Origin of the sequence: Bradyrhizobium sp. 31Argb, from assembly GCF_043638955.1 — a bacterium.
Lineage (GTDB): Bacteria > Pseudomonadota > Alphaproteobacteria > Rhizobiales > Xanthobacteraceae > Bradyrhizobium.
Window position 1 is genome coordinate 1 of sequence record NZ_JBEGDB010000181.1, and the last position, 16,170, is coordinate 16,170.

15 protein-coding genes are annotated in these 16,170 nt (G+C 62.9%); 9 read left to right on the forward strand and 6 right to left on the reverse strand.

Annotated elements, in window-relative coordinates; translation table 11 throughout:
* Positions 1 to 72: 72 nt before the first annotated feature.
* Positions 73 to 840 carry a ribonuclease HII gene (locus AAFX91_RS27895; RefSeq protein ID WP_394568767.1) on the reverse strand — a complete coding sequence of 256 codons (768 nt, stop codon included), beginning with the start codon at positions 838 to 840 and terminating at the stop codon, positions 73 to 75.
* 218 nt (positions 841 to 1,058) lie between these two features.
* Positions 1,059 to 2,222: a PA0069 family radical SAM protein gene (locus AAFX91_RS27900; protein WP_130581444.1), complete on the reverse strand. Its 1,164-nt coding sequence runs from the start codon at positions 2,220 to 2,222 to the stop codon at positions 1,059 to 1,061.
* A gap of 163 nt (positions 2,223 to 2,385) precedes the next feature.
* Between AAFX91_RS27900 and AAFX91_RS27905 the strand changes: the two genes are divergently transcribed.
* The 3 genes from AAFX91_RS27905 (at position 2,386) to AAFX91_RS27915 (ending at position 4,244) form a co-directional block, all read left to right on the forward strand.
* Entirely contained in the window at positions 2,386 to 2,967 is a 582-nt protein-coding gene (locus AAFX91_RS27905; protein WP_130581457.1) for a glycosyltransferase, read from the forward strand.
* Between the two features lie 204 nt (positions 2,968 to 3,171).
* Positions 3,172 to 4,095 (forward strand): helix-turn-helix domain-containing GNAT family N-acetyltransferase, encoded by a 924-nt coding sequence (locus AAFX91_RS27910; protein WP_130581445.1) that lies wholly within the window; start codon positions 3,172 to 3,174, stop codon positions 4,093 to 4,095.
* Positions 4,092 to 4,244 carry an RSP_7527 family protein gene (locus AAFX91_RS27915; protein WP_394568768.1) on the forward strand — a complete coding sequence of 51 codons (153 nt, stop codon included), beginning with the start codon at positions 4,092 to 4,094 and terminating at the stop codon, positions 4,242 to 4,244. The genes AAFX91_RS27910 and AAFX91_RS27915 overlap by 4 nt, the downstream gene beginning before the upstream one ends.
* 126 nt (positions 4,245 to 4,370) lie before the next feature.
* Here the strand turns inward: AAFX91_RS27915 and moaB are convergent, their stop codons facing one another.
* Positions 4,371 to 4,934, reverse strand: coding sequence for a molybdenum cofactor biosynthesis protein B (moaB, locus tag AAFX91_RS27920; protein ID WP_130581446.1), 564 nt, complete (start codon positions 4,932 to 4,934; stop codon positions 4,371 to 4,373).
* Positions 4,935 to 4,953: 19 nt separating this feature from the next.
* On the reverse strand, positions 4,954 to 5,889 hold the full coding sequence (locus AAFX91_RS27925) for a neutral zinc metallopeptidase (RefSeq protein ID WP_394568769.1): 936 nt from the start codon (positions 5,887 to 5,889) through the stop codon (positions 4,954 to 4,956).
* Between the two features lie 400 nt (positions 5,890 to 6,289).
* Here AAFX91_RS27925 and AAFX91_RS27930 point away from each other — a divergent pair, with 400 nt between their 5' ends.
* The 3 genes from AAFX91_RS27930 (at position 6,290) to AAFX91_RS27940 (ending at position 8,842) form a co-directional block, all read left to right on the forward strand.
* The gene (locus AAFX91_RS27930) at positions 6,290 to 7,423 is read left to right on the forward strand and encodes a site-specific DNA-methyltransferase (RefSeq protein WP_394568770.1); all 1,134 of its coding nucleotides are present in this window, start codon (positions 6,290 to 6,292) and stop codon (positions 7,421 to 7,423) included.
* 269 nt (positions 7,424 to 7,692) lie between these two features.
* Entirely contained in the window at positions 7,693 to 8,019 is a 327-nt protein-coding gene (locus AAFX91_RS27935) for a hypothetical protein (protein ID WP_394568771.1), read from the forward strand.
* Positions 8,020 to 8,155: 136 nt separating this feature from the next.
* Positions 8,156 to 8,842, forward strand: coding sequence for a glutathione S-transferase family protein (locus AAFX91_RS27940; RefSeq protein ID WP_394568772.1), 687 nt, complete (start codon positions 8,156 to 8,158; stop codon positions 8,840 to 8,842).
* Positions 8,843 to 8,942: 100 nt separating this feature from the next.
* Here the strand turns inward: AAFX91_RS27940 and AAFX91_RS27945 are convergent, their stop codons facing one another.
* Complete coding sequence (locus AAFX91_RS27945) at positions 8,943 to 11,945, reverse strand: VCBS domain-containing protein (protein WP_394568773.1); 3,003 nt, start codon at positions 11,943 to 11,945, stop codon at positions 8,943 to 8,945.
* A gap of 455 nt (positions 11,946 to 12,400) precedes the next feature.
* Here AAFX91_RS27945 and AAFX91_RS27950 point away from each other — a divergent pair, with 455 nt between their 5' ends.
* Both AAFX91_RS27950 and AAFX91_RS27955 read left to right on the forward strand, forming a co-directional pair.
* Complete coding sequence (locus AAFX91_RS27950; protein WP_394568774.1) at positions 12,401 to 13,060, forward strand: FecR domain-containing protein; 660 nt, start codon at positions 12,401 to 12,403, stop codon at positions 13,058 to 13,060.
* Positions 13,061 to 13,216: 156 nt separating this feature from the next.
* The gene (locus AAFX91_RS27955) at positions 13,217 to 14,032 is read left to right on the forward strand and encodes a tetratricopeptide repeat protein (protein ID WP_394568775.1); all 816 of its coding nucleotides are present in this window, start codon (positions 13,217 to 13,219) and stop codon (positions 14,030 to 14,032) included.
* Positions 14,033 to 14,301: 269 nt separating this feature from the next.
* On the opposite strand, the gene AAFX91_RS27960 is transcribed toward AAFX91_RS27955, so the two are convergent.
* Positions 14,302 to 14,745, reverse strand: coding sequence for a nuclear transport factor 2 family protein (locus tag AAFX91_RS27960; RefSeq protein ID WP_394568776.1), 444 nt, complete (start codon positions 14,743 to 14,745; stop codon positions 14,302 to 14,304).
* Between the two features lie 94 nt (positions 14,746 to 14,839).
* Between AAFX91_RS27960 and AAFX91_RS27965 the strand changes: the two genes are divergently transcribed.
* The gene (locus tag AAFX91_RS27965) at positions 14,840 to 15,754 is read left to right on the forward strand and encodes a LysR family transcriptional regulator (protein ID WP_394568777.1); all 915 of its coding nucleotides are present in this window, start codon (positions 14,840 to 14,842) and stop codon (positions 15,752 to 15,754) included.
* Positions 15,755 to 16,170: the final 416 nt, after the last annotated feature.

A 16,170-nucleotide genomic window follows, 5' to 3' on the forward strand; every position in this document is an offset into this window, starting at 1 on the left:
TGCCTGCGTCCACGATCTTCGAATCATGGTTGCCCATGGATTCAGAATCCTCAGTCAATTACAACTGTAATGCTAGATCGCGGCGGTCGCCTCGGCCGCGATTGTCGGGTCCACCGTCTCGACCGTCGGGTCCACCGCGAAAAGATCGGGCTCGATCGTTTCCGGGAAATGCTTCTGCCGGGCGGCGATCACGGGCGCAAAGAAGCTGCGGTGATGCGCGCTCGGCCCCAAGCGATCCAGCGCCTCCAGATGTTCCGGCACCGCATAGCCCTTGTGCTGCTCGAAGCCATAGCCGGGGCAATCCAGCGCCAGCGCGCACATCAGCCGGTCGCGCGTCACCTTGGCGATGATGGAGGCGGCCGCGATCGACATCACGATGCCGTCACCGCCGATTACGGCCTCGCAATCGCAGGTGACGGCGACCTTGTCGCGGCCGTCGACGAAGACATGCTTGGGCTGCTCGGGCAGCGCCTGCACCGCGCGCGCCAGCGCCCAGAGCGAGGCGCGCAGAATATTGTCGCGATCGATTCGCGCGGGCGATGCGAAGGCGACCGCGAAGGCTGACGTCGCGCAGATCTGCTCGAACAGCTCTTCCCGCCGTTCCGCCGTCAGCCGCTTCGAATCGTCGATGCCTTTTGGAATGCGTTTCGGGTCGAGCACCACGGCCGCGGCCACGACGGGACCGGCCAGCGGGCCGCGCCCGGCCTCGTCGCAGCCGGCAATCGGCCACACGCCGCGCTTGATCAGCGCACGCTCGCGCCGAAAGCTCGGCGGCGTCACCGCGATCACGCCCTTCGCCGGTTTGACAGGCTTTTTCTTCTCGGACTTATCCCGAATCATGGGCGCGACTGTGCTGAAGCAGCCGCACCTGCGCAACCGGGAACCCGGCGCTCGTCCCCATTATTCAGCATTCCCCCGTCTTTGCGAGCGCAGCGAAGCAATCCACCTCTCCGCTTGCGGAGGCATGGATTGCTTCGTCGCGGAGCCTGTCATCGGGCCCGCCAGAGGCGGGACCCGTTGGCTCCTCGCAATGACGGAGAGGGACGCAATGACGCCTCTCAGAACAGGCTCAGTTGCTCGCCGCTTTGCTTCGGCCTGACGAAATGGTCGGTCGTCAGCTTCGAGCGACGCTTGTTCAGGCCGAGCTTCTCGCAGGCGATCTCGAACCTGCGGCCGATCATCCAGGCCATCGGCCCGGTACCCTTCATCCGCGTCCCCCATTGCGAGTCGTAGTCGCGCCCGCCGCGCATGTCGCGGATCAGGGTGAAGACATGGCGATAGCGGTCGGGATAATTCGCGAGCAGCCATTCCCGGAACAGGTCGCGCACTTCCAGCGGCAGCCGCAGCAGCACGTAGCTGGCTTCCTTGGCGCCGGCATGCGCCGCGGCATCGAGGATGCGCTCGATCTCGGAATCGTTCAGCGCGGGGATCACGGGTGCGACCATCACGGTGGTGGGGATGCCGGCATCCGAAAGCCGCTTGATCGTTTCCAGCCGCTTCGGTGGCGTCGAGGCGCGCGGCTCCATGGTGCGCGCCAATTTGGCATCGAGCGTCGTCACCGACAGTGCGACCTTGACCAGGTTGCGCTTTGCCATCCGCTGCAGGATGTCGATGTCACGCGCCACCAGTCCCGATTTGGTGACGATGCCGACCGGATGGCCGGCACGCTCCAGCACTTCGAGGATACCCCGCATGATCTTGTGTTCGCGCTCGATCGGTTGGTACGGATCGGTGTTGGTGCCGATCGCGATCATGCGCGGCTCATAGCCTGGCGTGGCCAGCTCCTTCTCGAGTAGCGCCGGCGCATCGGGTTTTGCCAAAAGCTTCGATTCGAAATCCAGTCCCGGCGACAGGCCCAGATAGGCGTGGGTCGGCCGCGCGAAGCAATAGACGCAGCCATGCTCGCAGCCTCGGTACGGATTGATCGAGCGGTCGAAGCCGATGTCGGGCGAGTCGTTGCGCGCGATGACCTTGCGCGAGGTGTCGAGCGAGACAGTGGTCTTGAACGGCGGCAGGTCTTCCAGGCTCTGCCAGCCGTCGTCGAACGTAACGCGCGCCTCGGCCTCGTAGCGGCCGCTCGCATTGGACTGCGCGCCGCGGCCGCGCCGCCGTTCGCGCTCGATCGCGACCGCGAGTTCGGGAAACGCGGAGGGCGCACCCGCCGGTGTGGAGGGCGCCGTCACCGGCGGGTGCTTGAGGGCATGAGAGGATGCTCGGCTCATGCTCTGAAGCTAGCATGTCGTGAGAACAAATCAAGAACACATTCGCGAAATTCCACAATGGCGCTGCCGCAAAAAACTGCACCCCTACGGCTGTTTTGATTGTGACAAGGTGATAACAATTTTCGAGCTTTCCACCCATTTCGAGCCAACGAAGCCGCTGTTGATGCTGAGCGTGATCATTCCAACCGAGGGCGACGAGCGGACCGCGGTGGCGACCCTTGCGGCGCTGGTTCCGGGTGCCGCGTCCGGAATCGTGAAAGAGGTGCTGCTGGTCGATCGCGCCAAGAACGGCGCCAAGTCCGACGTGATCGAACGCGTCGCCGATGTCGCCGGTTGCCGCTTCATGGCGTTCGACGGCACCCGCGCCGCAGCGCTGGCGGCCGGAGCCCGTCAGGCGCGCTCGCCCTGGCTGATGTTCCTGCATGCCGGCGCCGTGCTCGACAGCGGCTGGATCGAGGAGACCACCCAGTTCATCCAGGGGGTCGCGATGAGCGGCCGGCCGCGCGCCGGCATCTTCCGCTACGCCCGCTCGCCCTACGCCGACACCCGCCTGCGCGACAGCTTCAAGTTCGTCGCCCGCATGCTGACCGGCCCGACCGCCGAACAGGGCCTCCTGATCGCACGCGATCACTATGAGCAGCTCGGCGGCTACCGCCCGGATGCCCGCCGCTCCGAGGCGCGGCTATTGCGGCAGCTCGGCCGCTCCTCCCGCACCATGCTGCGCAGCCGGATCATCGTCGCGTAGGACCTTACGTTTCCCTCGTCATTCCGGGATGCGCCGAAGGCGCAGGCCCGGAATCCATCGGGCCGCACACCGTGCAGATGAATGGATTCTCTGATGTGCAATTGCACATCATAGCTCGCGCTTCGCGCGCCCCGGAATGACAGCGCCTTGATACTTGCCAAAGTCAAATAATTATTTGACAATAGCAACTATCGAGGTGCCCCTATGTCAGAGCCGGATTCCGAAACCCAGGTCGCCGCGGTGCGGGCGTTCAACCGCTTCTACACCCGCAAGCTCGGCGTCCTCGACCAGCATCTGTTGAAAAGCCCGTTCTCGCTCAGCGAGGCGCGGGTGCTCTATGAGCTGGCCCATCGCGAGGAAATATCGGCGAAGGAGATCGGGACCGAGCTCGGGCTCGATCCCGGCTATCTCAGCCGCATCCTCCAGAAATTCGACGAGGACGGGCTTCTGACCCGAAGCCCCCTCGCCTCCGACCGCCGGCAATACCAGCTCGGCCTCACCGCAAAGGGGCGGCAGACCTTTGCCAGGATCAACCGCACCTCGCACGATGAGGTCGCATCAATGCTCGCGCGGCTTCCGCCGGACGATCGCGTCCGCCTGACAGGGGCGATGGGCACGATCGAGCGGCTGCTCGGCGAGGCCGCAGCCCCGCGCGCTGTGCTGCGCGATCCGCGGCCGGGCGATATGGGCTGGGTGGCGCAGAGCCATGGCGCGCTCTACGCCAGCGAATACGGCTTCGATTCATCCTTCGAGGCATTCGTCGCCGAGATCGTCGCAAAATTCCTGACCTCATTCGACGCCTCGCGCGAACGCTGCTGGATCGCCGATCTCGAGGGGATACCGGTCGGCTCGGTGTTCCTGGTCAGGCATTCCGACGACATCGCCAAGCTCAGGCTGCTCTTGATCGACCCGGCCGGGCGCGGCCAGGGGCTCGGCAAGCGGCTGGTTGGCGAATGCATCAGCTTCGCCAGGGCCTGCGGCTACCGCAAGATCACGCTGTGGACCCAGAGCATCCTGATCGCCGCGCGAAAAATCTATCAGGACGCAGGCTTCGTGCTGGTGAAAAGCGAGCCGCATCGCAGCTTCGGGCAGGACCTCGTCGGCGAGACCTGGGAGCGGGCGCTGTGAAGTTGACGCGCCGCGATCCACCGCGGCGCGTCACGCCGGAACTGCTTGCCTTCCATGTCAAGCAAGCGCACGCGCTCCGGGCCGAGGCTTATCGCGATATGATGCGTGCGTTGTGGGCGCGGCTAGTGAGGATCATTCACAAGCGGTGATGTCGCCACCGGCGTCATTCCGGGGCGCGCCTCAGCGCGAACCCGGAATCCATTGGACCACTTGCGCAGGCGGCGAAATGGATTCCGGGTTCGCGCTTCGCGCGCCCCGGAATGACGGTCGTGAAACTAGACCGTCGCGCCTTGCGCCTTCGGCCGGCGCAGGTGCTCATCCAGCCGGGGCATGATCTCGACGAAATTGCAGGGGCGCGTGCGGTAGTCGAGCTGCGCCGCCAGAATTCCGTCCCAGCCGTCGCGGCAGGCGCCGGGCGAGCCGGGCAGACAGAAGATGTAGGTCGCGCCCGCGACGCCGGCGGTGGCGCGGCTCTGGATCGTCGAGACGCCGATCTTGGCGTGGCTCAGCATGTGGAAGGCGATCGAGAAACCGTCCATCCGCTTTTCGAACAGCGGCTCGATCGCTTCCGGCGTCACGTCGCGGCCGGTGAAGCCGGTGCCGCCGGTGGTGATGATCGCATCGACGCCCTCGTCAGCGATCCAGCGCTTCACCACCGCACGGATCGCCTCGACGTCGTCAGTGACGATCTCGCGCGCCGCCAGCTTGTGGCCGGCCGCAATGATGCGATCCGCCAGCGTCGTTCCGGACTTGTCGTCGGCGAGCGTCCTTGTGTCGGAAATCGTCAGCACCGCGATGTTGAGCGGAATGAACGGTTTTGATTCGTCTGTGGAGGCCATGACAATCGCTATCCAAATCTCACAGCGCCCCTTGGCCAAAGGTGTTGCAGGCCGACACCGTGCCTTGCTGGTAGCCGGTCATGAACCATTGCCGTCGCTGCTGCGCCGAGCCGTGGGTGAAGGAGTCCGGCACCACCCTGCCCGTCGCCTGCCGCTGCAGCGTATCGTCGCCGATCGCGGTGGCCGTCTTGAGCGCCGCGTCGATGTCGCCGGCCTCGAGGAAGCCGGGCCGCTTCTTCTCCTCGCGGTTGACCCAGACGCCGGAGAGGCAGTCGGCCTGCAGTTCGACCTTCACCTGCAGCGCGTTGGCCTCGGCCTTGCTGTCGGCCGCCTGTTGCAGCCGCGTCACGCGCGGGATGATGCCGAGCAGGTTCTGCACGTGATGGCCGGCCTCATGGGCGATGATATAGGCCGCGGTGAACTTGCAGGCGCTGCCCGAGCAGCCACGGAACCGGGTCTCGACCTCGCGGAAGAAGCCGGTATCGAGATAGATGGTCTTGTCCGGCGGGCAGTAGAACGGCCCCATCGCCGACTGCGCCATGCCGCAGCGGCCGCCATTGGTGGCGTTACGGAACAAGACGATCTTCGGACCGGTGAAGGTCTGCCCGCTTTCCCGGAAGATCTCGGTCCAGCGATCGTCGATCTCGCCCAGGACGCCGGAGATCATGCTGCCCATTTCATCGGTCGGCGCGCCGGTCTTGCCGGACGCCGTCCGGCGGTCGGTCTGGTAGGTCGGCGCCTGACCGCCGCCGGTCAGGATTTCGGCGCCGCCGATCAGGATGCGCGGGTCGATGCCGAAGGCATAGCCGAGCAGGCCGAGCACGATGATGGTGCCGATGCCGAGCCCGCCCCCGCCCATGGGAATGCCGAAGCCGCCGCCTCCGCCGCCACCAGATCCGCCCTCGTCGCGACGATCCTCGATGTCGTCGCTGCGACGGAAATCATCGTAACGCATGGCGGCTTCCCCTTAAGTCCTGTCCTGTGTAAACGCGGAACAGACGTAAAATTTCCGTTCCGTTAATCAATAGCCTGCCCGGCAATTATTGCCTAGTGCGACGGCGCGCCATCCGCGCATGGCTGATGCGGCCAACGTCCTCACGAATCGCGTGAGCTTGCCTGCAAACGAACCCGATTTTCGATTCTTCCGATTCCGCCGTCGCTGGCGCAATTCGCATAACGCATGCTGCAAGGCAGCGCTCGATTTCGAATCTGAAAACGCCGCAATCGAAATGCGCAGAACTTGTCGCGTGGCATTTTCGATTAAGTCGATTTTTACTTTGGCGGATCATGGTGGCGCCAGTCGGTTGTTTAGTCCCGCGTCGCCGACAGCGTCGCCTGAGTCAGAGTTATGAGTCATGGTTGAGTCGCGTCGCGGGGCGTCTGCAAGGGCGCCCCGCACTAAATTTGAATCCACGTCTTCGAGTCGAATCGTCATAGGCGATTGCGTCGCCGAGATGTCGAAGCTTGCAGCCGGTTCTGTCGACGTCGTGTTCGCAGACCCACCCTACAATCTGCAGCTCAAGGGCGACCTCAAACGTCCCGACGAATCCCATGTCGATGCCGTCAATGACGAATGGGACAAGTTTTCCTCCTTTGCCGCCTATGACGACTTCACGCGCGCCTGGCTGCTCGCCGCCCGTCGCGTCATGAAGCCGTCGGCGACGATCTGGGTGATCGGCTCCTATCACAACATCTTCCGCGTCGGCGCCATCATGCAGGACCTCGGCTTCTGGCTCCTGAACGATATCGTCTGGCGCAAGTCGAACCCGATGCCGAATTTCCGCGGCCGCCGCTTCACCAATGCGCACGAGACCATGATCTGGGCCGCGCGTGACGAGAAGGCCAAGGGCTATACCTTCAATTATGAAGTGCTGAAGGCAGCAAACGAGGACGTGCAGGCGCGTTCCGACTGGCTGATCCCGCTCTGCACCGGCGAAGAGCGCCTCAAGGGCAAGGACGGCAAGAAGGTCCACCCGACGCAGAAGCCCGAGCAGCTTCTCGCGCGCGTGCTGCTCTCCTCGTCGAAGCCCGGCGATCTCGTGCTCGATCCCTTCAACGGAACCGGCACCACCGGCGCCGTGGCGAAACGTCTCGGCCGCCGCTATCTCGGCATCGAGCGCGATGCGGCCTATGCCGCCGCCGCCGAAGCGCGCATCGCCGCCATCGAGCCACTGCCGCAGGAAACGCTCGCCCCGTTCATGACCGCGCGCGAAGCCCCGCGCGTCGCCTTCTCCGAACTGATCGAGCGCGGCATGATCATGCCGGGCGCCAAGCTGGTCGACGCCAAGAAGCGGGTCGGCGCCCTCGTGCGCGCCGACGGCGCCATCATGTTAGGGGACAAGGTCGGCTCGATCCACCGCATCGGCGCCGTTGCGCAAGGATCAGGCGCCTGCAACGGCTGGACCTTCTGGCACGTCGAGACCAAGAACGGCCTCAGGCTGATCGACGAGCTGCGCGCCGAAATCCGCTCCGGGATAGCCGTGGGCTGAACTTCCTCGAAATCTCTCCGTCATTCCGGGGCTCGCGCAAGCGAGAACCCGGAATCCATTTCACCACCTGCGCCTGCGACGCAATGGATTCCGGGCCTGCGCCTGACGGCGCATCCCGGAATGACGGAACGGTAGGGTTGGCAAAGCGAAGCGTGCCCACCAATATCTGCGCGCCAAGATGACGCCGTGTTGAACGTTCGTGCCTTGATTCGGCCCGAACAAAGGGCCTAGACTCCCACTATCGGTCGCTGTTTCGATTGGATTGCCCGATGCGCAGACAATCCGAAACGTTCCTGTTTGTGCCGCTGTTGCCGATCTTCTTTGTCGGCATGTTCCCGATATTGCTTTTCGGCCTGCTCGGCTTTTTCGGCCTCAGCATCTTCGGCGTCCTTCTGGTCTCCGTCGGACTGACGAGCGCATTGGAGGCGCATGGCCAGTTCACCGAGGACATCATTACGCACGGCTATGGGCGCAGCGCCGAGCGTGCCGCTCACGCCACCGACCTGCAAACCGCGACGCGCTTCGCGGCGCTGCTGGACATGGCAGGGATTGTGCTGATCGTCGCCAGCGCGGTTGGCTTTGTGTACTTCGGCTGATCGCCAAGCCGCCCGAGGCGCTTTCACAAATTCATCGCTTGCGCGTTCCGCCGAATGTGGCGCATGAGTGCGGCCCGCGGCCCAACGCGGCTCGCGTCCCGATTTGGTCGGCAACCAAACAAACGGAGCCTTTGAGATGCTCAAATTCTACTTCAACGGAGCACCGAACCCGAACAAGGTCGCACTGTTCCTGGAAGAATCCGGTCTCGCCTTCGAGGCAATACCGGTCGACACCCGCAAGGGCGAGCAGTTCAAGCCGGAATTTTTGAAGGTCAACCCGAACGCCAAGGTGCCGGCGATCGACGATGACGGCGTGTTCGTGTTCGACTCCAACGCGATCCTGCTCTACCTCGCTGAGAAGACCGGAAAATTCCTTCCCGCCAACACGCCGGCCAACCGCGCGCTGACGCTGTCCTGGCTGATGTTCATCGCCACTGGTCTCGGCCCCTATTCGGGTCAGGCGGTGCATTTCAAGACGGCGGCGCCAAAGGAACTGGAATACGCGCATAACCGCTACCAGTACGAAGCGCATCGTCACTACAAGATCCTTGACGATCATCTCGCCAAGAGCCGCTACATGGTCGGCGACAGCTACAGCATCGTCGACATGGCGTTCTGGGGCTGGGCGCGGCTGGCGTCGTTCGTGCTCGGCGAGGAGGGCTATGCGAAGTACCCGAACGTCAAGCGCCTGGTCGACGAGATCTCGGCGCGGCCGGCCGCCGCACGCGCGATCGCATTGAAGGACAAGTTCACCTTCAAGGCCGAGATGGACGACGAGGCGAGGAACTTCATGTTCGGTCACCTCAAGACCAAGGTGGCGTGATCGCTCTTCCGGCGTGCCGGCGTACGCTGGCGCGCGAGGCCGGCCAGGTGGGCAAGCGTGCGGCAAGGAAACCGCGCGCCGTGCCCACCTCCTGATTCCGTCAGATCATCAGATCGTGCGTCCCGTGGGTGACCGCAGCGCTCCCAACAAGCTCGGAAGCCGGGCCATAATGATCGGCCGTGTGTTGTCCATGCAGCAACGCCTCGATTGCTTGTGCTCCCTCTGGCCCGTGGATTGCTGCAGCGTCTTCGCGATGACTGCTCGATGCTGGGCCATGGTCCACATTTCCGAGGTCGAAGCCGTCTGAACCTCCGGGACCTGAGTTCTTGTCCTTGAAGTGGAATGCGTCTCCAAGCACGCGCGTTCCGGCTGCCTCTGACCCAAACATCGCATCGGCAGTCGAGGATCGCTGGAAATCCGCCGCGCTGCCACCATGCTTGGCAGCAATGCCGTCTGTGCCTGCTTCGCCTGGGGTCGAATGACTGCCGCCGTCAGCAGACAGGGCACGCCATACGAAATCGTCGCGGTCTGCGTCACCAGCGCCTTTGATGGTGATCGTCACCACCTGCGCGGTGCCGTCTACGGTCTTCACCGTGAAGGTGTCGGTCAGGTGGTCGCAGGCGTCGAGCGCCCGCACGGTGCAGTTGGTATTGTCGAGCGTGTAGGTCCACACCCCGGCCGCCGTCATCGTGAAGGTGCCATAACCGCCATCGCTCTTCATCGGCGAGCACACCGCGGTGAAGGTATTCGCCGGATTGTCAACGTCGGTATCGGTAAGCGCGCCGGTCGCGCTTGGCGTGCCGGGCGTATCGCAGCCAGCTTCGGTCACCGTGCCGGTCGTCGTTCCCGAAACGACGGCCGCGTCGTTGGTGCCATGGATGGTAATCGTCACCACCTGTGCGGTGCCGTCGATGCTGGTCACCGTGAAGCTGTCGGTCAGGTGGTCGCAGGCGTTGAGCGCCTGCACCGCGCCGTTGGCGTTGTCGAGCGTGTAGGTCCACTCACCAGCCGCCGTCATTGTGAAGGTGCCGTAGCCGCCATGACTTGCCGTCGGCGAAGTGACCGCCGTGAAGGTGTTGGGCGCATTGTCGACGTCGCTATCGGTGAGCATGCCGGTCGCGGTCGGCACGCCCGGCTTGGCATTGGCGACGCCCCCAGCCTCGATCACGCAGCCCATGGTGGCGCCAGAAATGACGGCCGCGTCGTTGGTGCCGTTGATGGTGATCGTCACCACTTGTGCAGTGCCGTCCGCGGTGGTCACCGTGAAGGTGTCGGTCAGGTGGTCGCCGACATTGAGCGCCTGCACCGCGCTGTTGGCGTCGTTGAGCGTATAGGTCCACGCACCGGCCGCGGTCATCGTGAAAGTGCCGTAGCCGTCATGACTTGCCGTCGGCGAACTGACCGCCGTGAAGGTGTTGGGCGCATTGTCGACGTCGCTATCGGTGAGCGTGCCGGTCGTGGTCAGCTTGCCCGGCTCAGCGCCGCTCGCCTCGATCACTGAGCCGGTCGTCGCGCCGGAAATGACGGCCGCGTCATTGGTGCCGTTGATGGTGATCGTCACCACCTGAGGGGTGCCATCCACGGTGGTCACGATGAAGATGTCGGTCAGATGGCCGCCGACATTGAGCGCCTGCACCGCGTGGTTACTCTCGTTGACCGTGTAGGTCCACACGCCGGCCGCCGTCACCGTGAAGGTGCCGTAGCCGCCGGCACTCGCCTTCGGCGAGGCGACCACGGTGAAAGTATTCGGCGGATTGTCGACGTCGACGTCGGTGAGCGTGCCGGTTGCGACAGGTATACCGTGCCCAGCACCGCCCGCCTCGATCACCGCGCCAGTCGTGGAGCCCGAAATGATGGCCGCGTCGTTGACGCCATCGATGGCGATCGTGAAGACCTGGTTGGTCGAGAGTGTGCCGTCTGACACCGTGATAATGAAGCTCTCAGTCGTCGGCGCGGTCAGCGCATTGATCGCGCCGCTGTCCGGAACGAAGGTGTAGGCGCCCGTCGCGCTGTTGAGGTAGAGCCTGCCATAGGCACCGGCGCTCGATACGTCGTATGTCACCCCTCCCAGCACCGTGCTGCCGGCAATTCCGCCACTGATGCCGAAGGTCAGTGCAGCGCCGCTGTTGGAGCTGCTGGCAACGAAAGCTCCGCTCGTTGCGGCGAAATGGTCAAACACCGATGTATCAATTTCCGTCGGTCCCGTCGCGACGGTGAACACCGGCGCCGAACGCAGGACAAACAGGTCAGGAGCTGCCGTCGACGACGGCAGCGGCGCGAGCGAATTATGGATCTGGAGAGTGTCCGTCTGAATAAAATTGATCGGCTGCACCGGCAGCACATTGATCGTCGAGGGAGGCGTGCTCGACCCGGGCGCCACCTGTTCCTTCGCGAAATTGGCCAGCACGTCCTGCTGGGCGGCATGCAACTCCTCCATGCGAGTCGCACTATTCGCGGTCTGGTTGACGCTGACCGAGGACCCTCTCCTGCTCAGGATGGTCGTCTCTCCGGGATCCTCGACAATGATGTGTCGCGGGATCAGCTCTTTGGTCACGAGCTCGAATACGCCATGCTCGAGATCCTTGTACGCGATGCTGTCGTCATCGAGATATGTGACGTCCGGCTCTGCCGCATGGACTTCGTTCATAACGGCGAAGGCCAGTGCCGCGAGCGTCAACGTGCCGATCCCGCCGCCATGAGCGCGGCCCCGAATGCTTCCAACAGGCGTATCAACCGTGAGGCAACCAGTCGTTGCCACCCGTCCGGCAACGAAAGCGAAGGTGCCTCTGGTCACGCCAAACAGGGCCGAATGCGAGGTGCCGTTGGCGTCACAGATCAATTCGTTCAACACCAGACGGGTGCCGGGAGAGAGGTTGAACACAGTGCCGTCGATAAAGCGAATTCCGACCTGCGCGTCGTCCGCCGTCTCGATCACGTCTCCCTGATAAACGGGATTGCCAGCCGTGAGTTGAACGGCAACGCCGGTCGCACGGCTGAGGGTGCAGCAACCGATCGCGATCTGAACATGACCTATGATCTGGGGAAGCTGGGCGCCAATGGCGTTGCGGTCGCCCCCGGACTCGACACAAGACGCAACGAACATGGCTTCGACCTCGCCTGCTGAGTACTTTCAGGCCCAGCGTGGTGCCGCACTTTCTTGCTCTGGCTTTGCCTACGCCACGAGGTCAAAACAATCTTCGCGTCGGCAACCCTAGGCTAGCCCGCCGCAACATCCTGATCCAAATTTAATCAAACATATCCGTAACATCCGATGCATTCAATGCCTGATTTAAATCGCCCGACGCAGGAATTAAATCATTTTTCCCTGGAGCGCGTCGTTTCCCCTCTCTGGAGCGCCGCAATTATAGCCGCCTCAAGATGCAACGTTTTGGTAGCATTTGAACCGGCTCCGGGATTAATATGACAAAAATTTAAAATGAGGTGGCCACTCATGGCCGCCCTGACATTGCGCGTACTGCATGAATTATAGCGACCCGGCTGACCATTGAAGTCAGCGGGCTGTCACGCGGCAAAAAGGATCTTCTCAGGAAGGGGATCATGCGCACGCATACGATTATCGCGTCGGTGGCGAGTTTGGCTCTGGCGTTGGCCAGCCTTTTGGTTGATGCAGCCGATGCGCAGACCAATCCTCCCGGGCCGGCTGTTCAGGATCTCGCATCAGCAAAACCCATCGGAACAGTTGTAACCACAACCGGCCCGGTGACGATCGAGCACGTGGGTGCGATGGTCATTCAGGCAAATGTCGCCGGCCAGATCGTCCAGACGAAGGTGGGTGATATCGTTTACCTCGGCGATGTGGTGCAGACCGGGGCCGATGGCCGGGTCGGGATCAACTTTGCCGATGGCAGTTCGTTCAAACTATCGAGCAACGCCCGTATGGCGTTGGACGAATTCGTGTACGACCCAAATGGGAAATCCAACTCGACCTTGTTCAAGGTAACCAACGGAACACTTACGTTTGTCGCCGGCAATATCGCGAAGACCGGCGACATGAAGGTCGATACCCCAGTCGCAACAATGGGTATTCGGGGCACGACTCCACATGTCGAAATTTCGGATGACGGGACAGTCAAGTTTTCAACCCTTATCGAAGAGGGCAAGAACAAGCTTACGAAAAAGCCCGGCCCATCGACAGCGCAGCAATCCGAACAGAAAGCCAATCGCAAGTCCAATCTGAATATCTGCCGAGGGTGCTAGGCCATTTGTTCGGAAGCCAGTCTCGGCGCAGGGCACCAGCAGGACGTGACGCCTTTCCGCGAAAAAGCGACGATCGCGGATTCCCCAATTTCCAAAGTCAGGAAGCCTGATATGGACGCGAGTACTAGGGGAGGCATCATTGACGGCGTCGCATGCATGCTCATCCTGCTGTTGCTCGGCTCACCCGCGGCGGCGGAGGATGCAAAGAAGAGCAACTATCTGACTGACATTGCGTTGTGCAACGGCACGGATCACGCCTCGCTTGAAGCCAGGGTCAATGGCTGCACGGCGCTCATCGCTTCCGGTCACGGCAAGACAGCTGCCTTGGCAATCGCCTACAACAATCGTGGCAACGCCTATGCGGCAAAGGGAGACTACGACCGCGCCATCCAGGATTTCGATCAATCGATCCAGCTCAATCCAACTTACGTCAAGGCCTTCAACAATCGCGGCGTGGCTTATTTGAAGAAAGGCGAATACGACCTTGCCATCAAAGCTCTCGATGGCGCGATCCAGCTCAATCCCAGCTACGGCAGCGCTTTCGCCAACCGTGCCAGAGCCTACCTGAAAAAGCACGAGTATGATCGCGCGGCGCGGGACTATGACGAGGCAATTCGTCTTGAACCCAATTTGGAAGCCGTGTGGAGCGGACGCTGTTGGACGCAGGCTATCCTCGGCGCGTTGGAGGCAGCGTTGGAGGACTGCAATAAGGCGCTTCAATTAGCGTCGAACAACGCCGCAACGTATGACTCGCGTGGACTGATCTACCTCAAAATGGGCAAATTCGATGCGGCTATCGATGACTACAGTTCTGCGCTGCAACTCGACCCGAAGCTGGCAAGCGCACTCTATGGGCGCGGGCTTGCCAGGCTGAAGACGGGCGACAAAGCGGGCAGCAACGCCGATATTGCATTGGCAAAGACGATCCAGGTCAAGATCGGCAACGACTTCACGCGCTATGGGGTGCGGTAGGTACCAGCGACGGTTAGCATTGTAGGGTGGGCAAAGGCGCACCGCGCCGTGCCCACCATCCCTTGCACGGACAAGAATGGTGGGCACGCTTCCGCCTTCGCTCTTCGAGCTACTGCGGACAAGTTGCTCTGCCCACCTGACCAATTGCTTCCGTCATTCCGGGGCTCGCGAAGCGAGAACCCGGAATCCATTTCGCCTCGGCACCGGGGGCGCGATGGATTCCGGGCCTGCGCCTAGCGGCGCATCCCGGAATGACGGCGGAGGAAGCCTCAACCCGCCGCGCGAACCTGTGGCGCAGGAAACAGCCCCAGCGCCTTCTCGGTCAGCACCGAGTCGCAATATTCCCTGATCTCCCTGATCTTGCCGTCCTCAAGCCGGAACACCAGGCAATAGTCATTGTCGTAGCGGACGCCGTCCCTGGTGACATTGTCGCCCTTGGCTTCAACCACGACGTGGTCGCCGTCGGCGATGAAGCGATGGGCGACTGTGCGCGCCCGTTCCGCCAGCAGCGAACGAACGTGACCGTGCAGATCGTTGAGGATCGATTGCTTGCCGTGGAAGGTGCGCGACCAGGAATACTGTCCGGTCACCGTCCATGTCGCATCCTCGGCAAGGCTCGCGGCGAACAGCGCGCGGTCGCGCACCGCAGCGTTGGGATTTCCGGCGGCGGCAAAGATCTGCTGCATCAGTTTCTTGTTGTCGGCTGCGCTCATGGCGACATCTCCAGTGGCTGACTGAGTACGCCTCTTTGTGCCGCGGTAGAGATCATTCTTCAAATCGATAGCCGATATGATATCTATTCACCCGATGAATTTGAACTCGCTCGACCTCAACCTCCTGATCGCGCTCGACGCTCTGCTGCGGGAAGCCAGCGTCAGCCGCGCCGCGATGCGGCTTCGTCTGTCGCAGCCGGCCACAAGCCACGCGCTGCAGCGCCTGCGCGATCTGATCGGCGATCCGCTCCTGGTGCGCAACGGCGCCCGCATGGAGCTGACGCTGCGGGCGCAGGCGTTGCGGACGCCGCTGGCGCAGGCGCTCGACCAGGTGCGCGCGCTGTTCGTTCCCGACGCGTTCGACGCCGCGCGTAGCGACCGGCATTTCCGGCTGATGATGCCGGACCTCGCGGTCGAGCTCTTGATGCCGCCGTTGATGGAGAAGATCACACAGATCGCGCCGCATGTGACGATCGACGTGGTGCCGTGGCGGGGGCCCGCGATCTTCACCGCCGAGTTCGCCCGCACCATCGATCTCGTGATCTCGATCGGCGACGCCTTCAAGGGCTTTCACCGCCAGCGCCTCTATGTCGACAGCGACGCGCTCGCGGTGCGCCGCGGCCATCCGGTCGGCGCGAGATTGAAGAAACGCGAGGCGTTCCTCGCGGCAAGGCATGTCGCCGTCGTGATCCGCGGCCAGAACGAGGATCTGATCGATAGCTGGCTGCGCTCCAAGGGCATCGAGCGGCGCATCGCTCTCGTGGTGCCAGGCTATATCGAGGCGCTGCATGTCACAGCCCGCACCGACCTCGTCGCCTTCGTGCCGCGCCGCCTGATCACAGCACTCGCCAGGCAGTTATCACTGCTGACCGTGACGCCACCGCTCGATCCCGGCCTCGACGAGCAGTACATGTTCTACCCCACCCGCGCCCAGATGGATCCCGGCTCGATCTGGCTCCGCCAATTGATGCTGGAGACGGGGCGGGAGTTGGGCGGGCGAAAAATGTAGGTCCGCATTGGGAAACGCAGCGTGTCACCCCGCCCTCCGTCATTCCGGGGCGTCCGAAGGACGAGCCGGAATCCATCGGGCCGCAGGCGGAGGCGGTGAAATGGATTCCGGGCTCGCACTTCGTGCGCCCCGGAATGACAAGCGTGATTTTGCGCGCGACCTGCGACAAAACAACCCGACGGGCAAATCAGCCCAAAAGTCTGTCCATCCCTCTCGCAAAAAACATTCCGCTTTCGCCGTCGGGCAAATCAGTGATTTAACTCCGCGCGTCTCACCCAAGATGAGGGGCGGGTCGCGATCGTCACGAACGTTGCGGTGAGATGCGGTGGACGCGATGCATGCGACTGACGAGCGCGCGTATCGCGGACGGCGAAGTCGTGTGGTCCTGGCGCCCCGACGCTGGCGCTAAGTTTTTC